A 10,667-nucleotide genomic window follows, 5' to 3' on the forward strand; every position below is an offset into this window, starting at 1 on the left:
GGATGATATTCAAAAGTCCCATGTGGATCACTCCGTTGCCCCCGTCACTCAAAGCGATGGGGAAAGGTTCACATGGCTCAATTCTCAATGGAAATTATGCGCCTAACCGGCTCACTTCTGCGCGGAAATCAACACTATATCGTCATCGACAGGATCCTGGATGCGATCCGCAAGAGCGGTGCGGATGCGGTCCATCCGGGCTACGGCTTCCTGTCGGAAAACGCTGCATTTGCGCAAGCCCTGGAGAAGGAAGGCATTGCCTTCATCGGTCCGCCTGTTGGCGCCATCCAGGCGATGGGCGACAAGATTACATCGAAAAAGCTCGCGGCCGAGGCCGGCGTTTCCACGGTGCCCGGCCATATGGGCCTGATTGCCGATGCCGATGAAGCCGTGAAGATCTCCGCTTCGGTCGGTTATCCGGTGATGATCAAGGCGTCCGCCGGCGGCGGTGGCAAGGGCATGCGCATCGCCTGGAACGACGCGGAAGCCCGCGAAGGTTTCCAGGCCTCGAAAAACGAGGCGAAGAGTTCGTTCGGCGACGACCGTATCTTCATCGAGAAATTCGTCACCCAACCGCGCCATATCGAAATCCAGGTGCTCGGCGACAAACATGGCACGGTGGTTTATCTCGGCGAGCGCGAATGCTCGATCCAGCGGCGAAACCAGAAGGTCATCGAGGAAGCCCCCTCGCCGTTCCTGGATGCGGCGACCCGGCGCGCCATGGGCGAGCAGGCGGTGGCGCTATCGAAGGCGGTCGGCTATCACTCGGCTGGCACCGTCGAATTCATCGTCGATAGCGACCGCAATTTCTACTTTCTTGAGATGAACACCCGCCTGCAGGTCGAACATCCCGTCACCGAGCTGATCACCGGCATCGATCTGGTCGAGCAGATGATCCGCGTGGCGTCAGGCGAAAAGCTGTCCTTCGGGCAGGATGACGTAAAGCTGAATGGCTGGGCGATCGAAAGTCGGCTTTATGCCGAAGATCCCTATCGGAACTTCCTGCCCTCGATCGGTCGCCTGTCACGTTATCGGCCGCCGATCGAGGGCACGAAAGCCGATGGGACCGTCGTACGCAACGATACCGGCGTCTTCGAGGGCGGCGAGATATCGATGTACTACGACCCGATGATCGCAAAGCTCTGCACATGGGCGGAAGATCGCACGCAGGCGATCGACGCAATGGCTGCAGCACTTGACGATTTCGAGGTCGAAGGCTGCGGGAACAATCTTCCATTTCTGTCGGTAGTCATGAGACAGGAGCGGTTCAGATCCGGGCGACTGACCACCGCTTACATCGATGAGGAGTTCTCTGATGGGTTCGTCGGCGTGGAGCCGGAACCGGAAGAATACCTCCGGCTTGCTGCGGCGGCCGCGCTCGTCAATCAGACCATACAATCGCGCGCCACGGCGATTTCAGGCGCGATCGGAAACCACAAGCGCGCGCTCGGCAACGAGTGGGTCGTGTCCTTCCCTGCAAGCGAAGTGGCGCTTTCACTAGAGACGCTCGGGGATGGGATGTCGGTGGCCTTCGCGGACGGTTCTAGGATGTCGATTGCCGGAACGTGGCTTCCCGGACAAAGCCATGGGACTTTTCTGGTCGATACGACGTCAATGGGGGTCAAGGTCGATCTGATTGGCTCGTCGATCCGGCTTCGCTGGAAGGGCATCGACGTCCGCGTTCATGTCCGCTCCCTCCGGATCGCGGAGCTTGCCAGGCTGATGCCGAAAAAGCTGCCGCCCGATACATCGAAGCTTCTCCTCTGCCCCATGCCGGGAGTCATCACGTCGATGACGGTCGAAGTGGGGGATGAGGTCGAGGCGGGGCAAACGCTGGCAACGGTGGAGGCTATGAAAATGGAGAATGCGCTGAAGGCCGAGCGAAAGGGCGTCGTCAAGCGCATTCTGGCGAAGACGGGCCAAAGCCTTGCCGTCGATGAACTTATCATGGAATTCGTATGACGGAGGCGTTTATGTCAAAGGCAACGGACGAATGGCGCGCAGTGGCCGAGAAAGAACTCAAGGCCTCCCCCGATACGCTTCTATGGCGCACGCCCGAGGGCATTGATATCAAGCCGCTCTACACGGCTGACGATCTGGATGGCATTGATCACCTGAACACGATGCCAGGCATGAAGCCATTCGTGCGCGGACCGCGCGCAACAATGTATGCCGGCAGGCCCTGGACGATCCGTCAATATGCCGGGTTTTCAACCGCTGAAGCCTCGAATGCGTTCTACCGCAGGAATCTTGCGGCCGGCCAAAAAGGCCTGTCGGTTGCCTTCGATCTCGCCACCCACCGGGGTTATGACAGCGACCATCCACGCGTGGAAGGCGATGTCGGCAAGGCGGGCGTGGCGATCGATAGCGTCGAGGACATGAAGATCCTGTTCGACGGCATTCCGTTGAAGGACATGTCGGTATCGATGACGATGAATGGCGCGGTAATCCCGATCCTCGCCTCCTTCATCGTCGCCGGCGAGGAGCAGGGCTGTTCGCGGGCGGAGCTTTCCGGGACGATCCAGAACGACATCCTGAAGGAGTTCATGGTTCGCAACACCTATATCTATCCGCCCGAGCCCTCGATGCGGATTGTCGCCGACATCATCGAATATACGGCAAAGGAAATGCCGAAGTTCAATTCGATTTCGATATCCGGCTACCATATGCAGGAAGCGGGCGCGACGCTCGTCCAGGAGCTCGCTTTCACTCTGGCTGATGGACGCGAGTATGTCCGTGCTGCACTCGCCAAAGGCCTGAGTGTGGACGAGTTCGCTGGACGGCTGTCGTTCTTCTTTGCCATCGGCATGAACTTCTTCATGGAAGCCGCGAAACTGCGCGCCGCGCGCCTTCTCTGGACGCGGATCATGGAAGAATTCGAGCCGAAAAAGGCATCATCGTTTATGCTCCGGACGCACTGCCAGACATCGGGCGTGTCGCTGCAGGAACAGGACCCTTACAACAACGTCATCCGGACGGCTTATGAAGCTTTATCGGCAGCCCTTGGCGGCACCCAGTCGCTGCATACCAACGCGCTCGACGAGGCCATCGCTCTTCCGACGGAATTCTCGGCTCGCATTGCCCGCAACACCCAACTCATCCTGCAGCACGAGACCGGCGTGACCAGGGTTGTCGACCCGCTTGCCGGTTCCTACTACGTTGAGAGCCTCACCCATGAAATGGCGACAAAAGCCTGGGCATTGATCGAGGAGGTCGAGGCTCTCGGCGGCATGACCAAGGCAGTGGCCGACGGACTGCCGAAGCGACTTATCGAAGAAGCCGCGACCCGGCGCCAGGCAAGGGTCGATCGGGGAGACGAGGTGATCGTCGGGGTGAACAAGTACCGCCTGGAAAACGAGGATGAGTTGCAGATCCTCGCCATCGATAACACCCTGGTTCGCAAGGCTCAGGTCGACAGGCTGGAGCAGGTGAAGCGGGAACGGGATCCGGAGGCTGTGGTTCGCACGCTCGCCGCTCTTTCCAGGATCGCAGCAACAGGTACTGGCAATCTTCTTGAGGCTGCTGTCGACGCGGCCCGTGCTCGCGCCACGGTCGGGGAGATATCGGATGCAATGCGCACGGTGTTCGGCGACCACAAAGCCGTGCCCGAAGTGGTAAGCGATATTTACGGCCTGGCCTACGAAAACGATCCCGAGTACGAGACACTGGTAAACAGACTTGGAGATCTTGCCGCCTCAACGGGACTAAAGCCGAGTATCCTGATTGCGAAGCTTGGCCAGGACGGACATGACCGCGGCGCCAAAGTGATTGCGTCTGCTTTCGGAGATATCGGATTCGAGGTTATCGCGGGACCTTTGTTCCAGACGCCCGAAGAGGCGGCCGATCTTGCGATGCGCAAACGTGTCCACGTGGTCGGGATGTCTTCTCTTGCCGCTGGACACAGGACACTGGCTCCCCAGCTTGTCGAGGCCCTGCGAACGAGGAATGGCCATGAGGTCGTCGTCGTCGTCGGGGGTGTGATCCCAAGGCAGGACTACGACTTCCTCCTGGAGAACGGAGTGGCCGCCGTGTTCGGTCCCGGCACCAATGTGCTGGATGCTGCGAACAGAATACTCGACCTTCTCGAAGGTAAGCGTCGCAACAACTGAGGTTCGTTATGATCAGAAGAGTGAATCATATTGCAATCGCGGTCCCCGACCTTGAAGCAGCCAGCGCGACCTATCGACGGCTCGGCGTAACAGTTTCGGAATCGCAGGAGCTTCCGGAGCACGGGGTGCGAGTCAGCTTCCTGGAGTTCGACAACCTCAAGCTCGAGCTCGTGGAGGCGCTCGGTGATGCGTCCCCGATACAGCGGTTCATTGAGAAGAACCCGGCGGGCGGCATACACCATGTGTGCTTTGAGGTAGAGGGACTTGGACCTGTGACAACAGTGCTCCGCGAAAGCGGCATACGGGTCCTTGGTTCGGGGGAGCCAAAGATCGGAGCCCATGGGAATCCTGTGATATTCGCGCACCCTTCCGACCTGTTCGGAGTTCTCACCGAATTTGAGGAGGTACCTGCGACGAATTCATTTTGTTGAGCCTGCCAAGGATGTGTTCCAGAAAGATCAAGCGCTTCGTGACAGGCAGCAGGCCATTTCAGTACAGAACTATGAACGCCAAACGTCGCCGATTGTCCGCTAGGAGCGCCCATCAGCGTTCGTAACAGTTCCAACTTCGATCCAATTATGCGGACTTCTTTATCGGCAATCTCGAAACGCCGTGCGCAGAATCTCCGTGTGTCGTCGATCGTCGATGGACACGCTGTTTCTCGAACGCTTCCGACGCATTCTCTGTGAAATCGAAGCAGCGGAACCGGAGTTGTCGCAAATACAAGGCGCGCCGCGCGGCAAGCTGAGGGTGCTGATGATGCCGACGCTGACGGCCTTCATGTGCACCTGACCGTAGATCGAACTTGATCTCGACTTCACCAACCGGCTGGTCGATGTGATCGACGAAGGCTTTGACGCCGTGGTGCGAACCCGGGAGATGAGCGACTCACGACTGTTGATGCGGTCGCTGCGCGTAATATTGGCGTAATGAAACCCTTGCAAGACAGAGGACACCCACTCCACGGAAGCCTTCACGGCACGAGGTGGAGTTGAATCTCATCGTGTTAGCAGTACTCACGGTGCTCGCGTAACGTTCCCATACGGCACCGCCTGTTGGCCCCCTGGCAGGGTGATCGGTGTTTGTTGGCTACACTAGCAACTTGGGGAGGCTCCATGAACTTCGCATCCAATGAAGAATTGAAGGCCTGCCTTGGTAAATCAAGACCAGCCTTCATTAGAGCCTCCATTGCTCTTGTGAGCCTGTTCCTCCTTTCTGCTGTCGCGACTCTCGCGCAGATAGAGGCAGCGCCGACAGCAAAGGTCGAATTGGCCAGTGTCGACGTCACGACCGTCGCGCCGCGCCGCATTTCCAATGAGGTGCGGATTTCAGGGTCACTCACGCCGATCCGACGTTCGAGCCTTACGGCGCGCGTCTCCGGCACGATTGTGGAGCTGCCTGTACAAGTGGGCGACGTGGTGAAGAAGGGCGACCTGCTGGTGCGCCTCGACACGGAGGCCTTGAGATCTGCCTTGACGGCAAGACGCGCGGAGGTCGATGCGATCAACGCGCAGCTCGAATTGGCGGAGTCCATTCTGGCGCGCAACATCAGCCTTGGCGAGCGCGGCGTGACGTCGGAGGCCGCGCGGCTGGAAGCACAGTCACAAGTCCTCAACCTTCGTGCGCAGCTTCGTTCGAAGCAGGCGGAGGTTGCAGATGCGCAACGTTCGCTGGATGATGCCGAAGTCCATGCCGAATTCGACGGCGTCATCTCAGTTCGGCCTGCGGAGCAAGGCCAGACTGTTCCCGTCAACAGCGAACTCCTGACTGTCGTCGATCTGAGCCGGATGGAGGTGGACGCCGGCGTACCCACGAGCCGCATCCCCCGCGTTCAAGTGGGGCAACCGGTTGAGCTTTCCGTCGAGGGTTTCCCTGAACGCACCTTCCAAGGAGAAGTCACGCGTATCGCGCCGACTGCCGTGGCTAGCTCGCGGGCGGTGCGGGTGTTCCTCGCCATCCAGAACGGTGATGGCCTCCTCAAAGGCGGGATGTTCACGACAGGGATCCTGAAGGTCGACGACCAGGAGAACGTGATCGCCCTTCCCACTCCGGCCATTCGCCATGACGGGAGTGGCGCCTTCGTCCTGAAGATCGTCGACGGACATCTTAGACGGCAGGAAGTCAAGCTTGGAACAACATGGAGCGACCAAGACTTGGTCGGCGTGAAAGGACTGACGGAAGGCGACGTTGTAGTGACCGCTCTTCTTCCACAACTCGTGGCCGGCGCTCCGGTCGCGGTAGAAGGGCTCTGACACATGTTCCTGACGCGTATCAGCGTAGGCTATCCAGTCTTCGCCACGATGATGATGGTGACGGTCCTGGTAATCGGCCTCTTCTCTTACAGCCGCCTCGGCGTGGACCAGTTCCCCGAAACCAACCTGCCGATCGTGGTGGTGACCGCGTCCTACACAGGAGCATCCCCGGAAACCGTGGCGAGCGAGGTCTCCCGCCCGATCGAGTCTGCCCTCAACACGATCGCCGGCATTAACAACATTACTTCTGAATCCTACGAGGGCCGATCGGTTGTTGTGGTGCAGTTCGAGCTCGATATCGATTCACAGATTGCCGCACAGGAAGTGCGCGATCGCGTGGCCAGGCTCGAGGCGTCGTTCCCGGACGAGGTCGACACACCCCAGATAACCCGCTTCAACCCCGACGATCAGCCGATACTGTCGGTAGCGGCCTCCTCCTCCACGCGATCCTTATCCGACATCACGACCCTGGCAGATCGGGTGATCAAAAACCGTCTCAACGTCCTCTCGGGCGTCGGCCAGATCACGCTGGTGGGAGGAAGCGAACGGCAGATGCTGGTGGTGGTCGATCCAGACAGGCTCGAAGCCTATGGCGTTGGAGTCACCGCAGTCATCAACGCAATTCGACGGGAAAACCAGGACCGGGCGGCCGGCACTCTGATCTCCGGCATCAATCAGCGTATCGTCACAGTCGAGGGGAGGATCGACGACGTCGCCAGCTTCAACAGCATCATCGTTGCCCAGAGCGGCGGGTATCCCGTCTATCTTTCCGATGTCGCCACCGTTCTCGATACAGGCGCGGAAGTGACGAGCAGGGCTACTTTCCAGGGCATCTCGTCCCTTGGACTGGACGTGGTCAAGGTGCAGGGGGCCAACACGGTGTCGGTGGCGACGGACCTGCGCAAGGAGATCACCGCGCTCAACGAGGAACTGAAATGGGAGGGCGTCGAACTCGAGGTAACCCGGGACAACTCGCGGCCGATCGCGGCACAAGTTGCCGAAGTGCAGCGAACCTTGATCGAGGGTGGCGTTTTGACGGTTGCCATCGTCTTCCTCTTTCTCAACTCATGGCGATCCACAGTCATCACTGGCCTCACGCTGCCGATCTCCGTCGTCGGTACCTTCGCGGTGATCTACTTTCTGGGCTTCACGCTCAACACGATGACACTCATGGCCCTGTCACTGTCGATCGGCATCCTTATTGACGATGCCATCGTCGTCCGGGAAAACATTACGCGCCACCTGCATATGGGCAAGAGCCACGTTCGGGCCGCGCTTGATGGCACCAATGAGATCGGCTTAGCCGTTCTTGCAACCACCCTTTGCATAGTCGCAGTCTTTCTCCCAGTCGCCTTCATGGGAGGACTGATCGGTCGCTTCTTCCTGCAGTTCGGCGTCACGGTCGCCGTTGCGGTATTAATCTCTCTGTTTGTTTCGTTCACGCTGGACCCGATGCTCTCCAGCGTCTGGTACGACCCCCAATCGGAGAATGATGCCAAACGTGGTCTGGTTGGACGCGCCATCGCCCGCTTCGACCGGTGGTTTGAACGTCTTGCCGATAGGTATCGGTCCCTTATCCACTGGACCTTCGACCACCGCAAAACCACGATCGGAATCGTCGTGGCCATGTTCGTCGCCAGCCTGATGCTCGTTCCCAGAATCGGTGCTGAGTTCCTTCCGCCCGCGGACCAAGGTGAAGTCTCTGTTTCCCTCGAAGCGAACCAGGGCGCGTCGTTGGAATATATGGCCGCCAAAGTTAGCCAGGTGGAAAAGGCTCTGCACGAATTCGGCTATGTCGGATCGATCTACTCCACCATCAACGCCAGCGGCGCACGCGGCTTCAACGAAGCCAATGTCGCCGTCCAGCTCGTTCCGAGCGTCGAGCGCGATGTCACAACTGCGGAAAGCATCGAGCCATTCCGCCAGAGACTGTCGGCCATCGCCGGCCTGAAGGTTTCGATCGGACAATCTACCTCCATGGGCTCGGCTTCCAAGCCTTTGCAGCTGTCGATACTCGGAGACGGTGAAGATCAGCTCCGCCAGATCTCGGAGCAGATCACGACGGCCCTTGCTGCCATTTCCGGAGTGACGGAAATCGAGTCCTCCATCGAGAACACGAGACCGACACTGGCTGTGAAGATCCGGCGGGAAGCAGCCAGCGATCTCGACGTTTCGATTGCCTCCATCGGGGATACGCTACGGCCGCTTGTCGCGGGCGACGCGGTGTCCATCTGGAACGCACCGGACGGTGAATCCTACGACGTCATGGTCCGCTTGCCCGCCACGGGGCGACGCGATGCGGTCCAGTTGCGCAACCTCACCATTGCTACCAACCGCACGGATGACGACGGCAAGCCGATCACAGTGCTTCTCGACCAGGTGGCGAACATCGTTGAAAGTACAGCGCCTGATGCGATCACCCGCAAGGACCTGTCACGCGAGATCCGGGTCTCCAGCAACATCGAGGGCCGGACGCTGGGCGATGTGCGGACCGATCTGGATGCAGCTATCGCACAGATGAGGATTCCCGCTGGCTACAGGATATCGTTCGGCGGCGACGCTCAGAACCTGGACGAGAGCATGGGTTATGCGTTGCAGGCGCTCGCGCTGGCCGTGATCTTCATCTACATTATCCTCGCCTCGCAGTTCGGCTCCTTCATCCAGCCGATCGCCATCATGATGACCCTCCCCCTGTCCTTGATCGGCGTGCTTGTTGGCTTGTGGATTACGGGGTCCACTCTCAACATGTTCTCGATGATCGGCTTCATCATGCTCATGGGGCTCGTGACCAAGAACGCGATCCTCCTCGTCGATTACTCGAACCAGCGGAGGCGGGAGGGCCGTTCGCTTCCTGAAAGTCTTGCGGATGCCGGCGCCGTCCGACTACGCCCGATCGTGATGACCACCCTCGCCATGATCTTTGGCATGCTGCCGATGGCGCTGGGTCTTGGCGAAGGTGGTGAGCAGCGCGCACCCATGGCACATGCGGTGATAGGCGGGTTGATCTCGTCGACCTTGCTGACCTTGGTGTTCGTACCAGTTGTGCTGACATATCTGGACGCCATGGGTAGCCGCATCGCAAGACTTTTCCCGAAAGGCCCTGCGGATGAGCCGTCGCAAGCTAGTACAAACTAGACTGTTGTACGCTCTATCAGGGTGGAGAGAAAGGATACGACTTCACGTCTCAATGGTGGTGGCAATTGATGCTCAGTCAAATATAGTCAGCAGCACTCATACTTTGAGCGCGTCCCGCTATTGATGAATCGATTGTGACGTGACGCTTGGTTTTCACGATGATTCAACATCCGCCTTGAGGAACGGAGGTGGATGATGGCCAAGGCGCTGAGCAACGATCTACGGTTACGGATTCTGAAGGCTTCGGCGGCGGGGATGTCTGCACGGCAGGCAGCGGCTCGGTTTCGGGGTTGGGGTATCGAGTGCGATCCGGTGGATCGCGCGAGTGAGGCTCGGCGAATTGACCCGCGCCGTCAGGGCAGTCACCGGGCGTCCAGCCTCGATCCACATGAAGGCTTCATCGTCGGGCTTATCAACGAGCGCAAAGACATTACGCTGAACGAGATGGTCGAGCGCCTGAAAGGCGAGCGGTCGGTGCGGATCAGCCGCAGCGCCTTGAGCGCCTGCCTTGGCCGCCACGACATGGTGAAGGCCGCCGCGACAGTGAAGTCCGGCGGACTTTGTGGCACTGTGGACCTTACGAGACGCGCAAGAAGCGGTTTGCCTACGACTTTTTGGCCGATGACAACACCGATCTCGTGCCTTTCGGCGATAGGTTGGTGGCCCGTCTCATGCAAGCAGATTGCGGGGCTGAATCAGCAGCGATCGGTATAGCGACGGCCGCGACTATCCTGATAGACACATTTGCCGGGCTCTGTGGCTTTGCCTATAATCGCGCCGGAAGCACCGCCAACGGCTGCGCCAACGGCCGCACCTTCCCAGGAGCCGCTGGCTAATCCGCCTATGATAGCGCCAGACGCCGCTCCAATTCCAGCGCCGCGGCCGGCATGTTCAGAGCAACCCGTCAGAGCAAGTGCAACGAGAGCAATGGCAATCAATCTTTCCACAATGGTTTCCTCGTAGGATGTTTCGTTTGGAACCATGATGATCGAGGTCGATCCATCATTGGTTGACACCCTTGGTGCGGTGGTTCCATTACGGGGACCTTACGAAAATCGTGGTGACCATCGTCTCGTTAAGGCGACCGCCCTGCTTGGGGTCGGAACAAGAGCAGTCCGAAATCGTACGCTAAGGTCGAACGAAACCGGAACGATACCGTAGATCGGATGTG

The 10,667-nt window shown here is 59.1% G+C and carries 6 protein-coding genes and 2 pseudogenes; 7 read left to right on the forward strand and 1 reads right to left on the reverse strand.

Annotation, left to right across the window (positions count from 1 at the left end; translation table 11 throughout):
* Nucleotides 1-126: 126 nt before the first annotated feature.
* The 7 genes and pseudogenes from V6S97_RS28610 to V6S97_RS28640 form a co-directional block, all read left to right on the forward strand.
* A pseudogene (locus V6S97_RS28610) lies at nt 127-1,962 on the forward strand (ATP-binding protein); the annotation flags it as partial.
* 11 nt (nt 1,963-1,973) lie between these two features.
* Nucleotides 1,974-4,109 (forward strand): methylmalonyl-CoA mutase, encoded by a 2,136-nt coding sequence (gene scpA, locus V6S97_RS28615; protein WP_334428374.1) that lies wholly within the window; start codon nt 1,974-1,976, stop codon nt 4,107-4,109.
* An 8-nt stretch (nt 4,110-4,117) separates the two neighbouring features.
* Entirely contained in the window at nt 4,118-4,540 is a 423-nt protein-coding gene (mce, locus tag V6S97_RS28620) for a methylmalonyl-CoA epimerase (RefSeq protein ID WP_334428376.1), read from the forward strand.
* Between the two features lie 214 nt (nt 4,541-4,754).
* Entirely contained in the window at nt 4,755-4,901 is a 147-nt protein-coding gene (locus V6S97_RS29310; RefSeq protein ID WP_175422282.1) for a hypothetical protein, read from the forward strand.
* A 323-nt stretch (nt 4,902-5,224) separates the two neighbouring features.
* Nucleotides 5,225-6,361: an efflux RND transporter periplasmic adaptor subunit gene (locus V6S97_RS28630; protein WP_137006468.1), complete on the forward strand. Its 1,137-nt coding sequence runs from the start codon at nt 5,225-5,227 to the stop codon at nt 6,359-6,361.
* Between the two features lie 3 nt (nt 6,362-6,364).
* Nucleotides 6,365-9,496 (forward strand): efflux RND transporter permease subunit, encoded by a 3,132-nt coding sequence (locus V6S97_RS28635; RefSeq protein WP_137006467.1) that lies wholly within the window; start codon nt 6,365-6,367, stop codon nt 9,494-9,496.
* Between the two features lie 195 nt (nt 9,497-9,691).
* Nucleotides 9,692-10,006 (forward strand): annotated as a pseudogene (locus V6S97_RS28640) (helix-turn-helix domain-containing protein); the annotation flags it as partial.
* A 185-nt stretch (nt 10,007-10,191) separates the two neighbouring features.
* Here the strand turns inward: V6S97_RS28640 and V6S97_RS28645 are convergent.
* Nucleotides 10,192-10,443 (reverse strand): YMGG-like glycine zipper-containing protein, encoded by a 252-nt coding sequence (locus tag V6S97_RS28645; protein WP_137006466.1) that lies wholly within the window; start codon nt 10,441-10,443, stop codon nt 10,192-10,194.
* Between the last annotated feature and the right edge of the window lie 224 nt (nt 10,444-10,667).

The sequence above is a fragment of the Agrobacterium sp. CCNWLW155 genome, assembly GCF_036888815.1.
Taxonomy (GTDB): Bacteria; Pseudomonadota; Alphaproteobacteria; order Rhizobiales; family Rhizobiaceae; genus Agrobacterium; species Agrobacterium radiobacter.

Bases quoted from the DNA above. Each gene is read 5' to 3' on its own strand.
- scpA (WP_334428374.1), top strand. From the start codon at position 1,974: ATGTCAAAGGCAACGGACGAATGGCGCGCAGTGGCCGAGAAAGAACTC.
- mce (WP_334428376.1), top strand. From the start codon at position 4,118: ATGATCAGAAGAGTGAATCATATTGCAATCGCGGTCCCCGACCTTGAA.
- V6S97_RS29310 (WP_175422282.1), top strand. From the start codon at position 4,755: ATGGACACGCTGTTTCTCGAACGCTTCCGACGCATTCTCTGTGAAATC.
- V6S97_RS28630 (WP_137006468.1), top strand. From the start codon at position 5,225: ATGAACTTCGCATCCAATGAAGAATTGAAGGCCTGCCTTGGTAAATCA.
- V6S97_RS28635 (WP_137006467.1), top strand. From the start codon at position 6,365: ATGTTCCTGACGCGTATCAGCGTAGGCTATCCAGTCTTCGCCACGATG.